We start from the raw sequence: 21,286 nt of genomic DNA on the forward strand, positions 1-21,286 counted from the left end.
CCGGCCCCGCCCGCGCCGGCCTCGTACGAACCCCTCCCGCACGACGACCCCGCCGCCGCGCTGAAGTGGCTGAACTCCTGGGGATGCAGGATCCGTTACCCCCGTGCCGGGGAGCCGGACCTCTTCGGTCCCGCCCTGCACGAGTGGACCGCGCGCTGGTACAAGCTCCTCCCGGAACCGGGTACCCGGCTCGGCGAACTCACCGACGACGACATCGCGCCGCTCGGCGAGTGCTACGCCGACCTGTGCGCACTCACCGCCGGGACCCCGGGCCGGCCCCGGACCCTGGGCGCGACCGCCGCCTCGAAGCTGCTCCACGGGCTGCGCCCGTACTCCCTGGTCCCCTGGGACGAGGCCATCGCCCGCAAGCTGCACGGCGCCAGGGACGCGGCGGCCTACCTCGCCCACCAGCGCCTCAACCGTGACTGGGCCCGGCGCGTTCTCGCCGACAGCGGCCTGGACGAGGAGGCGCTGGCCAACTTGTACGGGTGTCCCGGCAGACCGCTTTCCAAGATGCTGGACGACTACGCGTACATCACATTGACCCGATCGGACACACGGTGATCCTTCGCATAGACCACATCGGGCTGGCCACCGAGGACCCCGAGGGCGTGGCCGCCTTCATGACCACGCTGGGCATGCGCAAGTACGACGAGGGGCATGCCGACGGCTACGGAGTGGCCTGCGAGTTCTGGCAGTTCGGGGGCGGCCTCGGGAACCCGGCCGTGGAGATCGTCTCCCCGACCCAGCAGCGCTCCGCCATCGGCGGCCGACTGGAGCGCCAGGGCCCGGGGCTGTACCACCTCGCCTTCGAGGTCGACGACCTGGAGAGCGAGACGGCCCGGCTGCGGAGCCAGGGCTTCACGGCGATCGACGCGGAGCCGTGCAAGGGCGCCCGCAAGGGCATGACCGTGGCCTTCCTGTACGCCCCGGCGCCGGCCAACCTGCTGCTCGAACTGGTCCACTACGCACCGGACCTCGGGAGGGACATGTGATCACCCTCGACGACGTCCGGGCGGCGGCGCTGCACCTGCCCCGCACCGAGGAGCACCTGATCCGGGAGTACGTGAAGTTCAAGGTCGGCCGCATCGTGTACGCCTCGGTCTCCCCGGACGAGACGACCATGGGCTTCGCGTTCCCCAAGGAGGAACGCGAGTCGCTGATCGCCGCCGAGCCCGAGAAGTTCCAGCTGCCGCGCACCTCGGACATGCGTTACAACTGGGTCCACCTGCGGATGCCGGTGCTCACCCCGCGGGAACTGGTCCCGCTGGTCCTGGACGCGTGGCTGATGGCGGTGCCCCGGTCGGTGGGCGACGCCTACCTGGAGTCGCTGCCCGCTCAGCCCTGACGGGCGGCGTCCTGCCGGCGCACCATCTCGTTGATCCAGTCGGGAGCGAACGGGGACGTGCAGCCCGGGGAGGTCGGGTAGTCCTTGAGCACCTCCAGGCGCTCGCCGATGGCGAGGGCCCGGCTACTTGGCGGCGCGGCCGGAGCCGGTCCTCGTGCTCACCGAGACGGCGGACAGCCAGGGGGGCCGCTTCCTGGCCGAGCGATTCACCATGGCCGGGTGCTCGGTGACGTTCCCGAGGCCCGAGCAGCGCGGCGAGCGCGGCGTGATGATCGTCAGCCGCCTGGCGACACGGCCGCTGGACACCGGCGTCGACTACCTGCCGCACCGTGCGGTCGGCGTCACGGTGGACACGGACGAGGGGCAGCTGGAGGTGATCGGCCTGTACGTCCCCTCTCGGAACGCCACGGCGGAGAAGACCGCGCGGAAGCGCTCGTTCTTGCAGGCGTGCCGCCGTGCGCTCGCCGCCGACGAGGGCGCCGCGCGGATCGTGATCGGCGACTTCAACGTCCTGGAGGACGACCTCGTGCCCCGGTACCGCTTCTTCTCGCCGTTCGAGTACGAGTTCTACGGCTGGTTCGGGTCGGCGGGGTACGTGGACGCCTTCCGGGCCCTGCACCCGGAAGCGCTCGAATACTCCTGGGTCGGGAAAACAGGCGACGGCTACCGGTACGACCACGCCTTCGTGTCCGGCCGACTCGCCGACGGCCTGCGCGGCTGCTCGTACGTCCACGAGCCGGGCACCATGAGCGAGCGGTTGACCGATCACTCGGCCCTCTCCGTCCAGCTCTCTGCCACCGCGGCGGCCCCGCTGCTGGTGACGGACACCTCGCGGGCCGAGGAGTCCGCTGCTGCCCTGTTCTGACCACCATCCGTACGACCCCTGGGAGAGACCATGAACGGCGAGCTGCACGACGCGACGAACGACAGCATGTGGGATCAGATCGCCCGCATCCGCGAGAGCCTGGACGAGAAGTCCGGCGACCTGTCCGCGCGGGAGCTGATCCTGTTCCGCGTCCTCAAGATCGGCGAGGAGTTCGGGGAGGTGGCCGAGGCCCTGCACGGGGTGAACGGCACGAACCCGCGCAAGGGGAAGTCGCACACGATGAACGACGTCGTGAAGGAGCTGGTGGACGTCGCGGTCACGGCGCTCATCGCCCTGGAGTCCGTCACCCCGGACGCCCAGAAGGAGTTCGAGGCGCGACTCCAGCACCTGACGGACCGGCCGATGCGGCCCGCCGACGAGACAGTGTCGTAGCTGCCGCTGCTGGACCGGCGCGGCCACCCTCCCCCGGGGTGGCCGCGCCTTCGCGTTCTGGGTGTGGCCCGTTCTCGTCCTCGGCCGGCGGGGTGTGGCCGCTTGGGTGCTAGCCTCCCTGACCTGCGCATACTTCTGACGTACTTCTGCGGATTCTGGGTGTGAGCTGGGTGTGATCTTGAAGGATCGAGGGGTACGCGAGAAGTGTCCGAGGAGTCGCGTACAGGTAGGAAAGCCGGGCACCACCCTTGTAGGCAGCCCGCTGACCTGGCATTATCTGGGGCTAAGCGGCAGGTCAGAGCACCGCGACCCGCGCCCCCTTTACGGCGCCTCCCTCATTCGGGACGAAGAGGTTGTGGGTTCAAATCCCGCTGCCCCGACAGAGAAGTACCAGGTCAGGCGCCTAGGAACGTTCCTAGGTGCCTGACCTGTTTCACGTGCGTGACTAACTGCGTGACTACCGGTCCGGACCGGCCTTGAAAATGCCGTCCATCGGGACCGCTCCGGTCTGGATCACGGGGCGGATCTGCTTTCGGTCGACCTCCTCCGTGACGGCCGTACCGGAGTGTCCGACCAACCGCGAGATCTCTTCGAGCGGGACCCCGCTGTCCGAGAGCAGCGAGACGAAACTGTGCCGCAGCTCCTGAGGGGTCCACTCGGCCGCGTTCACCCCCTCCGCCTTGGCGATGGCCGCGCGGAAGGCTCTCCGTACGTTGGTGGCGTCCAGCTTCCTGCCGACAGCCGAGGGGAACACCAAGCCGTGTTCCTCCCAGGCGTCGCCAGCAGCGAGACGGTCCCAGCCCTGGTCTTCCCAGTGCTGCCAGAGCACTTCCACGCACCGGGCAGGCGGGGCGAGCGTGCGCCTGGACTTCCGGGTCTTGGTGTCCCCGCCGGAACGGACCACGTTGCGCTTCACCTTGTCCCGGGCCATGGCGCGCTTCACCGCGCGGTTCAAGCACGAATGGATGCCCTGCAAGGTGCGGGTACTGAGCGACTTGGCCTTGCCGGGCAAGGTCACTCACACGGGCGAGGGGTCCCCCCCTCGGCACGCTCCGCGATGCGATGTGCACGGACCGCGCTTAGCGTGAGCCGCAGGTGCTTGAGCTGAAGGAAACCGTCCCAGTTGGACTCGCCGGCGTTATTGGGAGTGCAGATGCCCGAGCGGGACATGAAGAGTATGTGCCCCAGCGCGCAACCCGAGATGACCGGGAGTCGTGTCCTTGGAGTGGTAGAGGGCGAGGCCGGCGCCCGGGTGCGCTATCTGTCAAAGCCGCTCCCCGTCGACGGAAAGGTACTGAACCTCGTTACGCCGATGCGCCCCACAGAAGTGCTGCGCATCGCGGCCGACTGCGCCACGACCGCTTGCACCAACTTCGACGGGACGCATTGCACGCTGGTGCAGAGGATCACCCGGCTTCTGCCTCCCGTTGTCAGCACCTTGCCCGCGTGCCATCTGCGACCCACCTGTCGGTGGTGGCATCAGGAGAAGGCGGAAGCGTGTATGCGCTGCCCTCAGATCGTGACCACGACCGTGGCGCCGGCCTCTGTACAGAGAGAAGTTGCCGAACCACCACACCTGTGAGGAACAAGACATGGCATCCGAACTCCCCGCCACGGTCAGTGTCGAAGATCTCGTCGATTCCGTCACGCGGGCAATGGCTCGCGCGGCGGCTGCCACCGGAAATGACGATCTCGCCTCCGTGGGACGAGTGATCACCATCGGCGCGCAGTTCGAACCTCGCTATGGCCCGATGGCCAGATCGGAGCTGAGCGACGGGCAGGTGACCCGGGGCATGAGTCCGTCGTCCGACGGCTTCGTCCTGCCCTCCAATTTCCTGACCGAATTCGCCCAGTCGGCGGGTCACATTCAACGTGAGCTGGCCCGCCAGGACAAGGAAGCCGGGAAGTCCGCCCCTCAGCGTTGCTCGTACTACCTTGCTCGCCTGGTCGAGCTCAAGGCAATCACGTCGGCTGAGGCAGGTCAGCTGGGGAACCTGGTGAACGCAGCCGTCGGCGAAAAGCCCGATGTCTCGCAGATCACCCGCATCAGCAGAGACATCCTCAACAACTCCGAAATGGGCCCAGTAGCGCTGGCGCTCGTCAACAACATTCACCATGCCCAAGTGGATTCCGTGGAGCGCCTCACCCATTGGCAGGTGGCCGGATACGCCGTGCTGGGCGCCATGGTGGGAGCCGGGGTGGGAGGCATCGCCGGCGAGATGGTCGGCGGACCGGCTGGGGCCGCCGCAGGGGCGGTTCTCGGAGGTGTGGCCGGCCTGCTCCTCGGGATCAACTACGCGTCCGAGCATCCGATGTAGGCGTGTTGGGGCGCGTCCGGCGCCGCGTCCTTTCCCGCGTTGGCGGGCTGGTTTCCTTCACGGGAGACCGGCCCTGATCGCGTTCCTGGAGCATTCGGGGTGTTATCGCGTCGCGGCACGTTGCTGCAACAGCCGGTTGAGTACCGGGACCGGGGAGCACGGGCACAACGCGAGGCCAGTATCCAGCGACTCGTACCAGACCTCGGTCAGCTGCTCCATCAGCAGCGCCCGCATCGAGTCGGTGATGTGGCTGTAGCGGGCGCCGCGGGTACCAGCCGGTGGCGGCTGGGGGGAAGATCCACGCCGCGTGACCGGACCGCCGCCAGTGGGCGGCCTCCCGCGCGGGACCAACCTGCCGGACGAAGCCGACGTCGGCGATCGCCTTCTCGACGCGGACACGCGTCGCCTCGGCCACCTTGGCCGGCCGGTTCAGGACGTTGGAGACGGTGCCGGTCGAGACGCCCACCGGCTCGGCGACCTGACGAAGGGCCGGCCCCGGCTGCCAGGTGCCGCCCACACCCCTGCGGCTTGGTGCGGGCGGCGTGGTCACCGACGAGGTGAGACAGAAACTCCGGGGAGTCGACCGTGCGGTAGCTGCCGTCCTTCGGCGGGCAGCGCACCAGCTCGCTGGAGTTCATCCCGACGCTTGCCCGTGCAGGTCTTGTGGATGTGCGCTTCTCGGGGCCACGGCGTCGGCCTCGCCCGTGTCGGCAACGTTCTTGTCGGCGTGTCCGGCATCGACCGCGTCGGCGAGAAGCAGGTGGAGGAGCGAGCGGTAAGTCCCGACACCTGATCATCCCCGGTGATCCGCGGGTCCACGGTCCGGCCCGGGGACGGGAACGCGTCGCGTGGAAGCGGGATCCGTCAACTCGCCTACGTGTGCGTGCCGTTGACGCTTCGGCCGCCCCTCACTACCGTCCGAGAGCGCTCTCACATCCAGCACCCGAGCACGTTCCGGCAGGGAAGCCCCATGACTCCCGTACGACGACTCCGTTTACCAAGACCCCGTATCTTCCTACGGCCGGCCGCGGCGCTCGCCCTGGCGCTGCTCGCGGCCTTCGTGCCTCAGCCGGCGTCCGCGGCCGGCACCGGGGCGGCGGCGACCATCTGCAACAAGTACTGCGACAGCCGTGATCCCGCCCTCGCGCCGGGCGACCGGACCCCGGTCACGGCGACCCTCTTCGGGCGGTCGATCGGTCTCCACTTCGATGACGCCGACGCGATGGGCTGGGCGTCCATCGACAGCGGCAACCCGGGCGACGAGGTCTGGCTCGACCGCTCCTTCGACGGCGGACGGACCTGGAGTTCGGGCAGCAAGCTCGGCTACACGACCGTCCCGAGCGGTCAGCGTGGCCGGCGCACGCCGATGTACAACGTGGACGACTGGAACAACCTCGGCGTCGGCGCCCTGCGCGCCTGCGGCAAGGCCGGTGACCGCCCCGAGATCGCGTGCACCCCGTGGGCCCGCACCACATGGAACGCCGGCGACCGGCGCACGGCGGCGGCCACCGGGCTGATGACCCTCTACAACAACGGAACCGGCCTGTTCGACACCACCGGCTGGTGGAACTCGGCCAACGCCCTGAACGCCCTCATCGACAACATCCGCGTGTCGGGCATGGGCAGTTACTCGTACGCGATCTCCCGCACGTACGACCTGAACCTGAACTCGCGGGACGGGCAGTTCCGCAACGAGTACATCGACGACACCGGCTGGTGGGGGCTCGCCTGGGTAGCCGCCTACGACCTGACCGGCGACAGCCGCTATCTGAACACCGCCCGCGCCGACGCCGACCACATGGCCGCGTACTGGGACAACACCTGCGGCGGCGGAGTGTGGTGGAGCACGGCGAGGACATACAAGAACGCCATCGCCAACTCCCTCTACATCCAGCTCAGTGCCGCGCTGCACAACCGGACCCCGGGCGACACGGCATACCTCGGCCGGGCCCGTGCCGGGTGGTCCTGGTTCCAGGGCACCGGCATGATCAACGGCTCCGGCCTGGTCAACGACGGTATCGATCTCTCCACCTGCCGCAACAACGGGCAGCCCGTCTGGTCGTACAACCAAGGCGTGCTGCTCGGCGCGCTCACCGAGTTGTCCCGGGCCACCGGCGACGGCGCACCGCTCGCCCGTGCGCGGCAGATCGCCGACGCCGCGACCACGACCTCCTCGCTGCACACCGCCGACGGCATCCTGCGCGACCCGTGCGAGGGCGGCGACTGCGGCAGCGACGGGCCGTCCTTCAAGGGCGCGCACGTGCGCGGTCTGGGCAAACTCAATGTGGCGCTGTCGGACCATCCCTACACCGCCTATCTGCAACGCCAGGCGGACCGCGCCCATACGAGCGACCGGACCGCCCTCGACCAATACGGACTGCGCTGGTCGGGACCGGTCGACAAGGTGGACGCCGCACGACAGCAGAGCGCCCTTGATCTGCTCAACGCGGCGCCGTGAAGCGGGTGTTCGGAAAGTCTTCGCCCCGGCCGGACTCGTCGCCCTCCTCACCCGCTCGCATGCCGCGACGCCGCTCTGTGCCCTGGCGTGCGACGCCCTGGACCCCTCGTGGGCACAGCCGCTCGACCGCTCCTGGGACAACGGCGCGAGTTGGCCCGAGGGCTCATCGCTCGGCCGTACGAGCGTGCCGTCCGGGGCGGCCCCGACCGCCATGTTCGCCACCCGGGACCCGCGACGGTCTGCTGTACGGCGGGGCGGTCCGTGCCTGTGGCCGTGCGGACGTCCATCAGGAAGGCGGTTGCACGGCCCGGGTCAGGCCCGCGCCGACCCGGGCGCGGGCGGCGGCCTACGCACTGCCTGCGTCGTACCGGACCAACGAGGGCTGGCGGCGCAGTTGGTGGAACTCGGCCATGGCGCTCACCTCGGTCGTCGACTTCGCCGAGCGCACCGGGCGGCACGACTACGACAGCCGCTACCTGGAGACGGCAAAGCAGGCCAGTGCGCCGGGGGCGCTGACGGCGGCGGACGGGTTGGGATCGCGGGGCTCGGGCTGACGGTGGTGCCGTGTGATACCCGACGAAGTCACCTGACGGTGCCGGGGGCGCGCCGACAGGACCGTTGCCCGGCGGGGGGCCGTGGGTGTCGGTGAGCATCGTGCGGCATCAACTCCCGTCATCGCGGAAGCATCCGGCGGTGCACGCGCACACACTTGCCGGGCCGTGTGACGGTCCGGCAGGATGGCGTACAGAGTGCGGGGGAACCGTGGAGATGATGGGCAGTCGCGACCGTTCCGGGCGTCGGGACGAATGGACGGGCCGTAGACCCGGGGCGGTGGCCCCGCCCCCACCCATCAGCTGTCACCCCGCGTCCCGTGGCGCGCGCACCGTCTTCATCGCCGCGCTCGTGGGTTACGGGCTCCTCACGACCACCAGCGTCCTCACTGCCGGGGTCTCCCCCACGGCCGAGGCCACCGGCCTGCTCCTGCTGCTGCCGATCCTCGCCCTGCAACTCCTGCATTCCTCACACGGCACCGACCACGCACCCCTTCCCCGCACTTGCCTGACCCTCACCCTCCAGGCGGTCCTCACCTATCTCCCGCTCCTCATCTTCGAGGCGTACTGGGCGACCATGGCCGGCTATCTCGCCGCTTCCTTGCTCCTTCTTCTTCCGCCCCGGGTGGCCTGGCCGCTCTACACAACCGTGGGACTCAGCATGCTCGTCGCACCGCTCCTGACCGGCCGGCCCCTCCTCCACAGCATCCACCTCACCCACACCACCCTCCTCACCGGACTCGTCCTCTACGGACTCGCCCGCCTGACGCACCTCATCACCCACCTGCACACCACCCGCGGTGAACTCGCCTGCCAGGCAATCGCCGGAGAGCGGCTCCGCTTCGCCCGCGATCTGCACGACCTGCTCGGCTTCAGCCTTTCCGCCATCTCCCTCAAAAGCGAACTCGTCCACCAACTCATCCCCACCGACCCCGACGGCGCGTCGAAAGAGATCGACGAAGTCGTCACCCTGGCGGGCCAGTCCCTCACCGATGTCCGCAAGGCCGCCGGTGGCTACCGCGCCATCTCACTCCAGCAGGAGATCAGAACAGCGCAATCCCTGCTGCACGCCGCCGATATCGACGTACACACGGAGATCGAACTCGCGACGCTCGACCCCCGCATCGACACCGCGCTCGCCACCACCCTGCGCGAAGCCGTCACCAACCTCCTGCGCCACAGCAATGCCACCCACTGCCGCATCACAGCCCTCCACCTCGACGGTGTGGTGCGACTCCTCGTCGAGAACGACGGCGCCGACCCCGCCCACCACAACGCCGCACCGCACAGCGGCAACGGGCTCGGCAACCTTCACGCGCGGATGGCCGCCATAGGCGGACGCCTGGAAACCGGTCATGCGGAGGACGGCACGTTCCGGCTCGTCGCCGAGGCGCCGGTGAAACCGCCGGAGACATCAGCGGAGTCCACGGGAGTCGTCGTGCCCGCCCCCACCGGAGGGCCGTGCCTGTCCTGACCGGGCTCCTGAAGGGGCGTCAGATCGTGCTCGGTGATGCCGAGTGAGACCAGCGTCTTCCACGGACTCACCGTGCCGACCGCGGTGACGATCGTCGTGACGGAGGCCGTGGCGCCGTCGTTCCCGGGCTCACTCATGACGGTGTCGCGCCGAGTGGGGTGCGGGACGCCGGCCGGGCGCCGCGGCGCGCGATCCGCAGCCACAGCAGTTGGGTGAAGAGCCAGCGCCGCATCGCGCCGAGATGGGCGGGCGAACCGTGCACGTCGTCGAACGTCTTGAACCGGACGTCGTCGAGCGTGCGGCGCAGCAGCGTCTGATCCGTGTCCGGGATGATCTCGTCACGGCTACTGGCAACGTACCGGACAGGTATCCGCACCTGCCGAAGCTGCTCCGGTGTGAGCGCGAACTCCCCCAGCCGCCGACGGAGTTCGACCAGGCCCTCACTCCCCGTGAGGCGGCGCAGGGTGTCGACGGTGATGCCGGGCACCCGAGGCCACCAGGCCGCGTCGGTGAAGAAGTCGGCGACGGGTGCGCCCACGGTGAGGACACGGCGGATACGGGGGTCTTCGGCGGCGGCGCGCAGGGCGAGGTGGCCGCTGAAGCTGAGGGCGAGCATCGAGGTGTCGCAGACGCGGGCGCGATCGGCGAGCCGGTCGAGCAGGAAGCTGAGCGTGCGCCAGGAATCGGGGCCGTAGGTGACGGTGTTCTCGCCGACGCCCGGAAGTTCCGTGACGACGGCGGCGAAGCCGAGTTTGCGCAGCAGGGGCAGCAGCGGCGCCCACTGTTCCTTGACACTGACGATGCCGCCCATGACGACCAGCAGGGGGCGGGAGCTGTCGAGCCCGGCGGCCCAGCAGGCGACGGTGCCGCCAGTGCCGTCGGTGTGCGTGAACTCCAGGCGCTCGATGCCGTCCTGGTCCTGGCGCCACTTGTCGAAGGTGTCGACGCAGAGCCGCTGGGCGTGCAGGCGATCGGCGTCACCGTGGTACGGGAAACGGGCGAGCGCGTAGTGCCGGCAGGCGTCGAGGAGGTCGCCGCGGGCGGCGGCGGTCCCGCCCTCGGCGGTCCACACGGCGGCCCAGGAGTCCGGGGCCCCTGCGGTGTCGTTGGTGATCCGGGCGAGGACGCCGGTGGCGTGCTCGGCCGTCATGCCCTGGCCCTGGGCGTGCAGGCGGGCGAATTCCTTGAGTTCTTCGAGATGGTCCATGGATACGGGTCTCCGTCCCCGGTCAGTGGGTGGCGCCGTCGGGACGGCGTGGTGTCGTACGGCCTGTGAGCAGGGGCCGTACGACACCACGCGCGGGCCCGCCCGTGACACGGTGTCCGCGTCACGGCGGTGGTGCTCGGCTCGGCTCAGCTCTCCGCTGCCGTGCTGTGCTGCTGTTCCGCGCTGTGCTCTGCCAGGTACGCCTCGACGGCGTCGGCCGCGACGACCGGACCGTTGACGGACCGCATGCGGTCCCGCATGGCCCGCACCCGGTCGGCCACGGACGCGTCGCCCGTGATCCGGGCCGCCGCCTCGCGCAGGCTCTGCACGGTGACGTCCTCCTTGGCCAGCCGGTGGCCGAGGCCCAACTCGTCCACGCGCTGGGCGTTCGCCCGCTGCTCGCTCGTCTGCGGCACGACCACCATGGGCACGCCGTTGTCCAGCGACTCCATGGTGCTGTTCATACCGCCGTGGGTGATGAACAGCCGGGCGTGGCGCAGTACGTCGAGCTGCGGCGCGTACCGCCGTACGTCGACGTTCGCGGGCAGCGGCCCGAGGCCGGCCGGGTCGGTGTGCTCACCGACGGTGATGAGGACGTCCCACTCGGAGTCGCCGAAGGCCTCGATGGCCATCGTGAAGAACTCCGGCCAGCCCCGGGCCGAGGTGCCGAGCGAGATCAGCAGCACGGGCCGGTCCGGCGAAGCCGGCTCCCAGGAGCCCTGGTACGGGCGTTCGGCGATACAGGGCCCGGTGAAGACGAACCGCTCGTCGAAGGTCTCGCCCGCGTACTGGAACTCGCGCGGGAGGAAAATGATGCCGAGCTTCTCGATCGCCGAGAGGAAGCCCATCGGGTCGGCCGGCAGACCGAAACCGGGCAGCACACCCGCGAGCTTCTGCACCGCCTCCATGATCTGCGGGTCGTTCAGCTCCGCGACCGGGAATTTCTCACGGAGTGAGAAGTGCTCGTTCGCCCCGAACACCGGGTAGGTGCGGATCAGCGGAATGTCGTTCCTGGCGGCGAAGAAACGTGCTCCCCAGGCCATGAAGTCATGGACGATCACATCCGGCCGGTTCTCCCCGTAGAACGGTGCGACCTGTTCCACGAGGGACGTGCTCTCGTTCAGACACCGCAGTCCCTCGCCCGCGTTCTCCGCCGCGGTCAGGGGGGCCCGGTAGAAGTCGCCGAAGACCGATTCGTACCGGACGGGCTCGGCGCCGGCGGCCTTCACGATGGGGGCGAAATGGTCCGTGACGGTGCAGGTGACGCGATGACCGCGCTTCACCAGTTCCTCGACCACGCCGACCGTGGGATTGACATGGCCTACGGCCGGAAAGTTGAAGAAAGCGATGTGCCGTTGCACGAATATCTCCCTCATCCAGTTCTGACGGGTTCTCCGCGCGAGGCGGACCGGTCTATCTCGTCGAGGAGCTCCGCCTGCCGCAGCGTGGCGCGGGTGTCCGGGAGGGTTCCGGTGCGTACCGCGTCGGCGAAGGCGGCGACCGTGGCCGCCACTTGGTCGTGCGGTTCGAGCCGGATCTCCTCGGTCTTCCCGTCGCGGTGCAGGCCGATCACGGGGACGTGGTCGGCGGGCGGGGTGAACGCCCGGTCGACGGTGATGCTGCCCTCGCTGCCCCACAGTTCGTACGTGGAGCGGTAGGCGTGCTCCATGCCGAAGGTGATCTGGGCCGTGACGGCGTCGGGGGTGCTCAGCAGTGCGGCGCCGGAGGTCTCGACCCGCCGGCCCGCGCCCCGGGTGAGGCGGGCGCCGACGACGTCGAGTTCGAGGCCGAGGAAGTGCAGTGCGGCCCGTAGCGGATAGACCCCGACGTCGGGCAGTGCGCCGCCGCCGAGTTCCGGGTCGTATCGGATGTCGCCGTCCGGCAGCGGGGGGATGGTGAACGCCGCGTGGAACGCCCGCAGTTCGCCGATCGCGCCGTCGGCGGCCAAACGCTGTACGGCCTGGTGCCGGCGGTGATGGACGAACATGACGTTCTCCATGAGCACCAGGTCGCGGGAGTCGGCGAGTTCGAGGAGTTCTCCGGTGCGGTGGCGGTCGGTGGTCAGGGGCTTCTCGGCGAGAACGTGCCGGCCCGTCTTCAGGACCGCCTCGGTCCACTCGGCGTGCAGTGCGGCGGGCAGCGGTACGTACACGGCCTGGATATCGTCGAGTTCGAGAAGTTCGCCGTATCCGGACACGGGACGGCAGTCGAAGCGTTCGGCGACCTGCCGTGCCTTGGCCGGGTCCCGGCTGGCGACGGCCGCGATCTCGAAGTCGGGGCTGGCGGCGAAGGCGGGCAGCATGCGGCGCACCGCGATGCCGGCGCAGCCGATCACCCCCACCCGCACGGGTCCGGTCACCGGGTGCTCACCGCCGTCGCGTTGAGGCAGGCGAGCATGGTGCGGGCCTGGACGTTGAGGTAGTGACCGTGCCGGACCAGCGAGGTGAGCTGCGCGGGGGTGACCCAGGCATAGCCGGGCGGCGGGTCGTGCGGGACGTCGGTCTCGTCCGCGTCGACGATGAGGAAGCGGCTCTCGGCGTTGAGGAAGCGTCCGCCCTCCTCGGAGTGCACGACCTCGTACCGGATGCGGTTTGCTCCGGCGCGCAGCACCGAGTCCAGGAACCGGGGGCGTTCGGGCTCGGGCAGATGGGCGTAGTTGTCCGGAGTGCACTGCACGGTCGGTCCCAGCTCGACGGTGTCGAGGAAGCCGCCCTCGACCCGGGCGTTCACCAGCACATGCTGGACGCCGTCGAACTCGCGGGTGAGGAAGGCGGTGACGCCGAGGCCGACCGGCTCGAACAGGGGCTGGGTCCAGCCGGACACCTCGCGGTTTCCGGCCCGTACGGAGACGGCCACGACGTTGAAGTAGCGGCCCTCCTCGTGCTCGATCGCGTTCTCGCCGCGCTTCCAGCCGGGGATGGACTCCAGCGGGACGCGCTCGGTCCGCACGGAGTGCCGGGTGCGCTCGCCCGTGATCCAGGAGAGCAGGTCGGTGTCGGTGAGCAGCGCGCCGTCGGTGGTGTCCGCGAAGGGCAGGCAGGACAGCACCGTACGGGAGTCCATGTTGACCACGTTGTCCCGGCGCAGCAGATCGTGGATCTGCCCGAGGGTGAGCCAGCAGAAGTCGTCGAGGAGCGGCACGTCACCGACCGCCTCGACCACCATGTTGCGGTTGGACTTGCGGTAGAACCACGAGCCGTGTTCGGACTGGAGTACGTCCGCGACGATCCGGCCGCGCTTCGGCCCGGCGAAGTACTCGATGTATTTGACGTCCGCGCCCTTGTGGGCCTTGGTGTAGTTGCTGCGGGTCGCCTGGACCGTGGGCGAGAGCTGGAGCAGGTTCGGGTTGCCCGGCTCCATCTTCGCCTGCATCAGGAAGTGCAGGACCCCGTCGAACTCCTTGACGAGGATGCCGAGGATGCCGACCTCGGGCTGCTTGATGATCGGCTGGTACCAGTCGGTGTAGGGGCCGTCGCCGTGCGGTTCGCCGTCCTCCGTGATGTGCAGACCCTCGACGGTGAAGAACCGGCCGCTGCGGTGCACCAGGTTGCCGGTGGTCTCCTGGAACGACCAGCCGTCCAGCTCCGCGAACGGTATCCGCTCCACCCGGAAGGTATTGGCCCGGCCGCGTTCGGCCAGCCAGTCGCCGAAGTCTTCGGTACGCAGGTGCGCGCCCTCGGCGGCAGCGGCCGACCGGGCGATGCGGGCGGGCAGGCTCGTGTTCTCCCGCGTCTGGATGTTGGTGGACGGCATCGGAGGGACTCCCCGCCTTTCTCGTGGTGCGTACGCGGCCGGGTCAGGCATGGTCGGCCGCGAGGAAGTCGTTGAGGACAAGGCGGTAGTAGTCGGGGCCGAAGCCCATGTCCGCCACATGAGGGACCAAGGCGTGCAGCTTCCGGGTGGAGATGTCGTACGCGACACCCGTGGCCACGTACTCCTTGCGGGGTTCGAGGCCCAGCGCGCCGGCGAGATGGTCGACGATGTCTTCCACCGGGACGGCGAATCCGGAGGCCACATTGACCGTGTCGGCCCGCAGACCCGCGGCGAGCAGCCGGTCGATGATCGTGATCGCGTCACTGACCCGGATCAGGTCGCGGGCGGCGCCCCGGTGCATGGTGACCACGCCTTCGCGCACCTGCCGCAGCAGGGTGGGAAGAAGCTGGTGGTACCGCCCGTGCGGACCCACCAGGTGTCCGAGCCGGAGGATGAGGTGGTCGACGCCGGAGTCGCGGAGCTGCTCCTCCAGTGCGAGTTTGTGTGCGCCGTAGGGGGTGTAGGGGTTCACGGGGGTGTCCTCGCTGCCCGGTCCCTCGGCGAACCCGTACATGCCGGTCGCGGCCGTGGAGAAGAACAGCAGCCGCTGCCCGGCCGCCGCGCACTGCTTGGCGACATCACGCAGCAGTGCGGCCTCCCGCGCGAAGTCCGCGTCGGAGGCGCCGCTCGTTCTGGACTCTCCCGCGGCGAGGGCCACGGTGCCCGGATGCAGGCCGGCCAGCGGACGCAGACTCCGCGCCAGGAATCCGGTTCCCACAATGTCCATCGTCGTCGTCCTGATCTCTGGGTGGGAGGCGGTCCGTGTGGCTCAGCCGCGCTGGGCCACGAACTCCTTGATCGTGGCGGTCATGTAGTCGACCATTTCGTCGGTGAGCCCCGGGTAGACGCCGATCCAGAAGGTGTGCTCGGTGATGACGTCGCTGTTGGTGAGGTCGCCGACAATGCGGTGGGGCTGGCCGATGTAGGCCGGCTGGCGGGTGAGGTTGCCGGCGAAGAGCCGCCGGGTGCCGATCTTCCGCTCCTCCAGGTGGGCGACGAGTTCGGCGCGGGTGAAGGCGGCTTCGGGGTCGACGGTGATGACGAACCCGAACCAGCTCGGCTCGGAGCGCGGGGTCGGCTCGGGCAGCAGCAGGCCCTGCACCCCGTCCAGTCCCTCGCGCAGCCGGCGCCAGTTGCGCCGCCGCGCCTCGATGAAGCCGTCGAGCTTGTCGAGCTGCGAGAGGCCCAGGGCGGCCTGGATGTCGGTGCCCTTCAGGTTGTAACCGACGTGCGAGAAGATGTACTTGTGGTCGTATCCGGCGGGCAGGTTGCCCATCTGGTACTCGAACCGCTTGAAGCAGGTGTTGTTCTTGCCCGGTTCGCACCAGCAGTCCCGCCCCCAGTCGCGCAGCGACTCCAGGATGCGGCCCACGCCGAGGTCGGAGGTGAGGACACAGCCGCCCTCGCCCATGGTGAGGTGGTGCGCGGGGTAGAAGCTGACGGTGGTCAGGTCGCCGAAGGTGCCGGTGATCTGGCCGTCGTAGGTGGAGCCGACCGCGTCGCAGTTGTCCTCGATGAGGAAGAGGTCGTTGTCCTTGGCGAGTTGGGCCACCTCGGCGACCTCGAAGGGGTTGCCGAGCGCGTGCGCGATGATGATCGCCCGGGTCTTGGGGCCGATGGCCTGTGCCACCCGGTCGGCCGTGGTGTTGTACGTGGCCAGGTCCACGTCCACGAAGACCGGCAGGAGCCCGTTCTGCAGGATCGGGTTGACCGTGGTGGGGAATCCGGCCGCAACGGTGATCACCTCGTCGCCCGCCTTCAGCCGCCGGTCGCCGAGCTGGTGCGAGGTCAGGGACGAGACGGCGAGGAGATTCGCGGACGAACCGGAGTTGGTCAGATAGGCCTTGCGCCGCTTCAGCCGCTTGGCGAACGAGAGCTCGAACTTCTTGGAGCTGGGCCCGGCCGCGATGCGCATGGTCAGCGCGGCCTCGACGATAGCGACCCGGTCCGCTTCGTCGAGGACCGCGCCGGACGGCCAGATCTCGGTCTCACCGGGCACGAACTCCCGGTGGGGCGCGGTCTCCCGGTGGTATCTGCGGACCTCGTCCAGGACGAGTTCCTTGTGGTCGACGGTATCGCTCATCGTCATGTCCTTCCATTGGCTGGCGCCGGCATCACGGCCGCGAGCAGATCGTGCAGCGAGGCGTCGAGGGTGCGCCGCGGCTGCCAGCCCAGGAGCCGCAGCGCCCGGGAGACGTCCAGTTGCTGCCACTCCGCGTCCGTGCGTGAGGGCTGGCCGGCAACGGCATCGGCACCGGCACCGGCAACAGGCAGATCGACGCCGCTGAGTTCGACCATGCGGTGGATCAGCGCGTCCATCGCGATCGCCTCGCCGCGGGCGATGTTGACGACCTGACCGCCGAGGTCCGCTCCCGGCGCGGTGGCGGCGGCCCGTACGGCGTCCACGGCGTCGTACGCGTCCACGATGTCGCGGTGGGCACGCAGCGGCGGGAGCCTCAGCTCGTCGGGCTTCTCGCCCCGGAGCTGGGCCCGGGCGGCCTCGCCGAGATGCGCGGCGACCTTGCCGAAGAGGCTGCCGGCCGGTGCCCCGGCGCCGATCACATTGGCGAGGCGGAGTACCACACCGTCCAGGCCGTGGTCCGCCGCGGCCTTCAGCACGATCCGGCTGCCGAGGAGTTTCGTGCGCCCGTACGGGGTGACGGGAGCGGGCTCGTGGTCCTCCGTGGTGCCGACGCCCGGTGTGCCGGCCCCGTACTCGTGGACCGTGCCGAGCTGGATCAGCCGGCACGGGCGCGGCAGGTCGACGAGTGACTCCGTCACCCGGGCCACCAGGTCCGCGTTGCCCGCGGTCATCTCGGTCTCGTCGGCCCGCCAGGCCCGGCCTGCGGCGTTGACCACCACGTCGGGCCGTACCGAGCCGAAGAATTCGGCGAGTTCACGCGGCTCGGCCGTCAGCAGGTCCATGCGGACGGAGCGCGGGCCGGCGAGGGCGTCCTGTGCCGGTTGCCGGGACACCAGGTGCACCTGGGCGCCGTCTTCGGTGAACGCCTCACCGATGCCGCGGCCCAGGAAGCCGGTGCCGCCGAGCACCACGACCCGGAGCCCGGCGGCTCCGCCGTTCTCAGCCGTCCGCACGGTCGGTCCCGTACTTGACGGTCTTCCACCAGTCGGGGTTGTCGCGGTACCAGGCGACCGTGGCGGCCAGGCCCTCGTCGAAGCCGGTCAGCGGCGCATAGCCCAGCTCTTCCCGGATCTTCGTCTCGTCGATGGAGTACCGAAGATCGTGCGCCTTGCGGTCGGCGACGTGGCGGATCATCCCCGGTCCCGAGCCGGTCAGTTCGAGCAGCCGCTCGGTGATGGCGCGGTTGGTCCGCTCGTTGCCGCCGCCGATGTTGTAGATCTCACCGGCCCGGCCACCCTGGAGTACGAGATGGATGCCGCGGCAGTGGTCGTCCACGTGCAGCCATTCGCGGATGTTGAGTCCGTCGCCGTACAGCGGCACCTGCCGTCCTTCCAGCAGGTTGGTGACGAACAGCGGGATGAGCTTCTCCGGGTGCTGGTGCGGCCCGTAGTTGTTGGAGCAGCGAGTGATGGAGAGGTTCACCCCGTGGGTGCGCCAGTAGGTGCGGGCGACCAGGTCGGAGCAGGCCTTGGAGGCCGCGTAGGGGGTGTTGGGCAGCAGGGGCCAGTCCTCGGTCCAGGCGCCCTCGTCGATCGAGCCGTACACCTCGTCGGTGGAGACGTGCACGACCCGTTCGACACCGGTGGCCAGCACGGCGTCGAGCAGTGTCTGGGTGCCCAGGACGTTGGTACGGAAGAACTCTCCCGCGCCCTCCAGCGAGCGGTCCACGTGGGACTCCGCGGCGAAGTGCACCACGGCGTCGTGTCCGGGCAGCAGTTCGCGCAGCAGGGCCGGGTCGCAGATGTCGCCCCGGACGAACTCCAGGCGCGGGTGCGAGGCGGGCAGGTTGTCGCGGTTTCCCGCGTAGGTCAGCTTGTCCAGGGCGGTGACCCGGGCGCCCTCCCACCCCGCGTAGTTGTCCGCGAGGAGGTTACGGACGAAGTTGGAGCCGATGAATCCGGCCGCTCCGGTGATGAGGATCCTCATGCCGCGACTTCCACTTGGGTGTGGTCTCCGACGACCAGGCGGTAACCGTCCGTGCTCTCCTCGCTGGTGACGACGGAGGCGGAGCGGCCGATGACGGAACTGCGCAGACCCTGAACGCCGCTGACCGACGCGCCGTCCAGGGCGATGGAGTACTCAAGCCGGCTTCCGGTCACCGCGCAGCCGCGTCCGATGGACGTGTGCGGGCCGATGTGGCTGTCCTCCACGACCGTGCCGGACCCGATGATCACCGGCCCCTCGATACGGGAGCGCACGATGCGCGCCCCTTCTTCCACGACGACCGGTCCCTCCAGCACGCTGGCACCGTCGACCGCGCCGGCCACGGAGGGCCGCAGGCCCTCCAGGATGCGCTGGTTGCACTCCAGGACGTCCTCGACGTTCCCGGTGTCCTTCCAGTAGCCCTCGTACTGACCGGCGCGTACATCCGCGCCCGAGGACACCAGCCACTGGATCGCGTCGGTGATCTCCAGCTCGCCGCGCACGCTGGGCTCGATGGCCCGGACCGCCTCGTGGATGGCGGCGGTGAAAAAATACACACCCATCAGGGCCAGGTCGCTGCGCGGCTCCTGCGGCTTCTCGACCAGGCGCAGCACCTCACCGCCGGGGCCCAGTTCGGCGACGCCGAAGGCGCGCGGATCCGGAACCTTGTAGACCGCGACGTGGGCGGCCGGGCGGTGCGCGGCGAACTCCTCGGCGATACCGGCGATGCCCTCGGGCAGCATGTTGTCGCCGAGGTACATCACGAAGTCGTCGTCACCGAGGAAGTCCCGGGCGATGACGACGGTGTGGGCGAGGCCGAGCGGGGCCTCCTGCGGGATGTAGGTCAGCCGGGCGCCCAACCGTGATCCGTTCCCGATCGCCTCGCGGATCTCGGGGCCGCGGTCGCCGACGATGACCCCGATCTCGGTCACGCCCAGGTCGAGGATGTTCCTCAGGACGTACTCCAGGACCGGTGTGTTCGCGATGGGGATGAGTTGTTTGGGCATCGAGTAGCTGAAGGGGCGCAGGCGGGTGCCCGATCCGCCGGCCAACACCAGAGCCTTCATGGCAGGTCCTCTCGATTCATGTGGTGATGCCTCTTCGGTCTGGTGCGCGGTGCGCAGCCACTCGGCCGTACATGTGTCGTCCCGGTGCGCGGGCGGCCGGACAGGACAGGGGGTGGTGCCGCCGCCTCAGGCGGCGTCGAAACCGGACAGCGTGCCCGCCGCCAGGGCCTCGGCCAAGGTGGGTGCCTTTGCGTCCTTGTCCGAGATCAGTGGGGTCCCGGCGCAGTCCCAGGGCAGGTCCAGGTCGGGGTCGAGCGGGTTGATGTCGATCTGTGTTCCAGGGACATAGGTGCTGGAGACGACGTAACAGATGCAGGCGTCGTCGGTGAGTGCGAGGAATCCGTGGCCGACGCCCTCGGGGACGTACACGGACCGGCCCGACGCGGCGTCGAGTTCGTTCACCTGGTGGCGGCCGAAGGTGGGCGAACCGATCCGCAGGTCGACGACCACGTCCCGCAGCACGCCCCGGACGCAGGTGACGAACTTGGCCTGGCCCGGGGGGATGCTCACGCTGTGGATCCCGCGCAGGGTGTGGCGCCTGGAGACCGAATAGTTGATCTGACGGGGCTGGAAGGTGATCCCCGCGGACCGCTCCAGTTCGTCGGACCGCATCGACTCGTAGAACACACCCCGGTCGTCGGAGATGTGGTCCGGCTCGATCAGAAACGTGCCGGGGATGGTGGTTTCCTCGATGCGCACGGCTTGCTCGCCTTCTCCGTCCGGAATCCGACTCGTGTTACGCCGATCGCGCCGGCCTCAGCCGCGGTGCTCCGCCGTCAGCCGCTCCAGGACCGGGACCACGTCCTTCGGCGCCGGCGCGGCCAGCATGTCCTCGTACAGACCGCGGGCCCCGAGCTGGAAGGACGGATCCTCGATCAGCCGGACGAGGTCCTTCTGCATGCTGTCGACGTCGATCGCCGCCGGGTCGACGACGAGTCCCGCGCCCCGACGGGCGACATACCGTGCCGTGACCATCTCGTCCCACATCGGGAGCGGCGCGACGAGCTGCGGCACCTTGAACGCCACGGCTGCGGCGAAGGTCCCGCCGCCACCGTGGTGGATGATCGCCGAACTGGTGGGCAGCACCTGGTTGAGCGGTACGTACTCGATGGCGCGGACGTTGTCCGGGAGCGTGCCCACGGCGCTCAGCTGCTCGCTGTTCACCGTCGCGACCATTTCCACATCCAGACCGGACACGGAGTCGAAGAACTCCCGCATCGGGAAGCCGCTGTGCTGACCGGCGAGCAGCCGGCGGCTCACCCCCAGGGTGAGCACCGCGCGGGGCCGCTCGGGCCGGGAGTGCAGCCAGTCGGGAAGCGTGGCGGCGCCGGTGTACGGGACCCGGCGGACCGGGACGTACATCAGGTCCAGGGGATTACGCATCCGGGACTGGGTCAGGTCCAGGGTCCACTGGCCGACCAGGGTCTCCTCGGTGAAGTCGAGGCCGTAGCGCTCAAGCGCCGGGCCCAGCCACGACATCCACGGGTCCTCGGTCACGTCCGATGACGCATTGGCCTGCTCCTGCCGCGTCTTGGAGCGGATCAGACCGATGTTGTCCATACCGAACAGAAGACGCGCGTGGGCGGCGCCGCAAGCGCGCGCGGCCACTGCCCCGGTCGGTGCCAGCGGGTCCCACAGCACCAGGTCGGGGCGCCAGTCCCGGGCGAACTCGACCAGCTTGTCGAGGATCGGCCGCGGCCCGCCGGCGGGCGGCGCCGGCGGGGGG

Annotated in this window: 21 protein-coding genes and 3 pseudogenes; 10 read left to right on the forward strand and 14 right to left on the reverse strand. The window is 69.5% G+C overall.

All coding sequences use genetic code 11. The features are described 5' to 3' along the window. The 3 genes and pseudogenes from GA0115259_RS40380 to GA0115259_RS17895 form a co-directional block, all read left to right on the forward strand. Positions 1-564, forward strand: a pseudogene (locus GA0115259_RS40380) (hypothetical protein); the annotation flags it as partial. Then, positions 561-995, forward strand: coding sequence for a VOC family protein (locus tag GA0115259_RS17890; protein ID WP_161230405.1), 435 nt, complete (start codon positions 561-563; stop codon positions 993-995). The pseudogene GA0115259_RS40380 and the gene GA0115259_RS17890, both read left to right, overlap by 4 nt. Continuing rightward, on the forward strand, positions 992-1,348 hold the full coding sequence (locus GA0115259_RS17895; protein WP_093597849.1) for an MmcQ/YjbR family DNA-binding protein: 357 nt from the start codon (positions 992-994) through the stop codon (positions 1,346-1,348). The genes GA0115259_RS17890 and GA0115259_RS17895 overlap by 4 nt, the downstream gene beginning before the upstream one ends. On the opposite strand, the pseudogene GA0115259_RS41930 reads toward GA0115259_RS17895, so the two are convergent. Beyond that, positions 1,339-1,473: pseudogene (locus GA0115259_RS41930) on the reverse strand (DNA alkylation repair protein); the annotation flags it as partial. The gene GA0115259_RS17895 and the pseudogene GA0115259_RS41930 overlap by 10 nt on opposite strands. A 29-nt stretch (positions 1,474-1,502) precedes the next feature. On the opposite strand from GA0115259_RS41930, the gene GA0115259_RS17905 reads away from it, so the two are divergent. Next, positions 1,503-2,213, forward strand: a complete 711-nt coding sequence (locus tag GA0115259_RS17905) for an endonuclease/exonuclease/phosphatase family protein (protein WP_256098033.1) — start codon at positions 1,503-1,505, stop codon at positions 2,211-2,213. A 30-nt stretch (positions 2,214-2,243) separates the two neighbouring features. Beyond that, the gene (locus GA0115259_RS17910) at positions 2,244-2,606 is read left to right on the forward strand and encodes a MazG-like family protein (protein WP_093597856.1); all 363 of its coding nucleotides are present in this window, start codon (positions 2,244-2,246) and stop codon (positions 2,604-2,606) included. A gap of 457 nt (positions 2,607-3,063) precedes the next feature. On the opposite strand, the pseudogene GA0115259_RS17915 reads toward GA0115259_RS17910, so the two are convergent. Then, positions 3,064-3,618: pseudogene (locus GA0115259_RS17915) on the reverse strand (tyrosine-type recombinase/integrase); the annotation flags it as partial. A 580-nt stretch (positions 3,619-4,198) separates the two neighbouring features. On the opposite strand from GA0115259_RS17915, the gene GA0115259_RS17925 reads away from it, so the two are divergent. Beyond that, a complete protein-coding gene (locus GA0115259_RS17925) occupies positions 4,199-4,924 on the forward strand; it encodes a hypothetical protein (RefSeq protein ID WP_093597862.1) in 726 nt (241 codons plus the stop codon). Here the strand turns inward: GA0115259_RS17925 and GA0115259_RS42835 are convergent. Continuing rightward, entirely contained in the window at positions 4,896-5,474 is a 579-nt protein-coding gene (locus GA0115259_RS42835; RefSeq protein WP_202450100.1) for a LacI family DNA-binding transcriptional regulator, read from the reverse strand. The two genes, GA0115259_RS17925 and GA0115259_RS42835, sit on opposite strands and share 29 nt — an antisense overlap. A 117-nt stretch (positions 5,475-5,591) precedes the next feature. On the opposite strand from GA0115259_RS42835, the gene GA0115259_RS41935 reads away from it, so the two are divergent. The 4 genes from GA0115259_RS41935 (at position 5,592) to GA0115259_RS17945 (ending at position 9,407) form a co-directional block, all read left to right on the forward strand. Next, positions 5,592-5,717 carry a hypothetical protein gene (locus GA0115259_RS41935; protein WP_256098034.1) on the forward strand — a complete coding sequence of 42 codons (126 nt, stop codon included), beginning with the start codon at positions 5,592-5,594 and terminating at the stop codon, positions 5,715-5,717. Positions 5,718-5,894: 177 nt separating this feature from the next. Beyond that, positions 5,895-7,382: a glycoside hydrolase family 76 protein gene (locus GA0115259_RS17935; protein ID WP_093597868.1), complete on the forward strand. Its 1,488-nt coding sequence runs from the start codon at positions 5,895-5,897 to the stop codon at positions 7,380-7,382. 410 nt (positions 7,383-7,792) lie between these two features. After that, positions 7,793-7,936 (forward strand): hypothetical protein, encoded by a 144-nt coding sequence (locus GA0115259_RS41940; protein ID WP_237540136.1) that lies wholly within the window; start codon positions 7,793-7,795, stop codon positions 7,934-7,936. Between the two features lie 277 nt (positions 7,937-8,213). Then, complete coding sequence (locus GA0115259_RS17945; protein WP_161230406.1) at positions 8,214-9,407, forward strand: sensor histidine kinase; 1,194 nt, start codon at positions 8,214-8,216, stop codon at positions 9,405-9,407. 133 nt (positions 9,408-9,540) lie between these two features. On the opposite strand, the gene GA0115259_RS17950 is transcribed toward GA0115259_RS17945, so the two are convergent. The 11 genes from GA0115259_RS17950 to GA0115259_RS18000 form a co-directional block, all read right to left on the reverse strand. Beyond that, complete coding sequence (locus GA0115259_RS17950; protein ID WP_093597873.1) at positions 9,541-10,614, reverse strand: alpha/beta hydrolase; 1,074 nt, start codon at positions 10,612-10,614, stop codon at positions 9,541-9,543. A gap of 146 nt (positions 10,615-10,760) precedes the next feature. Then, positions 10,761-11,975 (reverse strand): macrolide family glycosyltransferase, encoded by a 1,215-nt coding sequence (locus tag GA0115259_RS17955; RefSeq protein ID WP_161230407.1) that lies wholly within the window; start codon positions 11,973-11,975, stop codon positions 10,761-10,763. Positions 11,976-11,986: 11 nt separating this feature from the next. Further along, positions 11,987-12,973 carry a Gfo/Idh/MocA family protein gene (locus GA0115259_RS17960; protein WP_161230408.1) on the reverse strand — a complete coding sequence of 329 codons (987 nt, stop codon included), beginning with the start codon at positions 12,971-12,973 and terminating at the stop codon, positions 11,987-11,989. After that, entirely contained in the window at positions 12,970-14,367 is a 1,398-nt protein-coding gene (locus GA0115259_RS17965; protein ID WP_093597879.1) for an NDP-hexose 2,3-dehydratase family protein, read from the reverse strand. Before GA0115259_RS17965 ends, GA0115259_RS17960 begins: the two co-directional genes overlap by 4 nt. A 43-nt stretch (positions 14,368-14,410) precedes the next feature. Further along, complete coding sequence (locus tag GA0115259_RS17970; protein ID WP_093597882.1) at positions 14,411-15,154, reverse strand: NAD-dependent epimerase/dehydratase family protein; 744 nt, start codon at positions 15,152-15,154, stop codon at positions 14,411-14,413. Between the two features lie 42 nt (positions 15,155-15,196). Continuing rightward, positions 15,197-16,516: a lipopolysaccharide biosynthesis protein RfbH gene (gene rfbH / locus GA0115259_RS17975; protein ID WP_370748081.1), complete on the reverse strand. Its 1,320-nt coding sequence runs from the start codon at positions 16,514-16,516 to the stop codon at positions 15,197-15,199. After that, entirely contained in the window at positions 16,513-17,523 is a 1,011-nt protein-coding gene (locus tag GA0115259_RS17980; protein WP_093597888.1) for an NAD-dependent epimerase/dehydratase family protein, read from the reverse strand. The genes rfbH and GA0115259_RS17980 overlap by 4 nt, the downstream gene beginning before the upstream one ends. Beyond that, positions 17,510-18,496, reverse strand: coding sequence for a dTDP-glucose 4,6-dehydratase (gene rfbB, locus GA0115259_RS17985; protein ID WP_093597891.1), 987 nt, complete (start codon positions 18,494-18,496; stop codon positions 17,510-17,512). The genes GA0115259_RS17980 and rfbB overlap by 14 nt, the downstream gene beginning before the upstream one ends. Continuing rightward, on the reverse strand, positions 18,493-19,560 hold the full coding sequence (locus GA0115259_RS17990; protein ID WP_093597894.1) for a glucose-1-phosphate thymidylyltransferase: 1,068 nt from the start codon (positions 19,558-19,560) through the stop codon (positions 18,493-18,495). The genes rfbB and GA0115259_RS17990 overlap by 4 nt, the downstream gene beginning before the upstream one ends. Before the next feature lie 126 nt (positions 19,561-19,686). Then, entirely contained in the window at positions 19,687-20,259 is a 573-nt protein-coding gene (locus GA0115259_RS17995; protein ID WP_093597897.1) for a dTDP-4-dehydrorhamnose 3,5-epimerase family protein, read from the reverse strand. Positions 20,260-20,316: 57 nt separating this feature from the next. Further along, positions 20,317-21,286: nucleotide disphospho-sugar-binding domain-containing protein (locus tag GA0115259_RS18000; RefSeq protein ID WP_093597900.1), on the reverse strand; the 970-nt coding region annotated here is incomplete at its 5' end.

It is taken from the genome of Streptomyces sp. MnatMP-M17 (assembly GCF_900091995.1).
GTDB lineage: Bacteria > Actinomycetota > Actinomycetes > Streptomycetales > Streptomycetaceae > Streptomyces.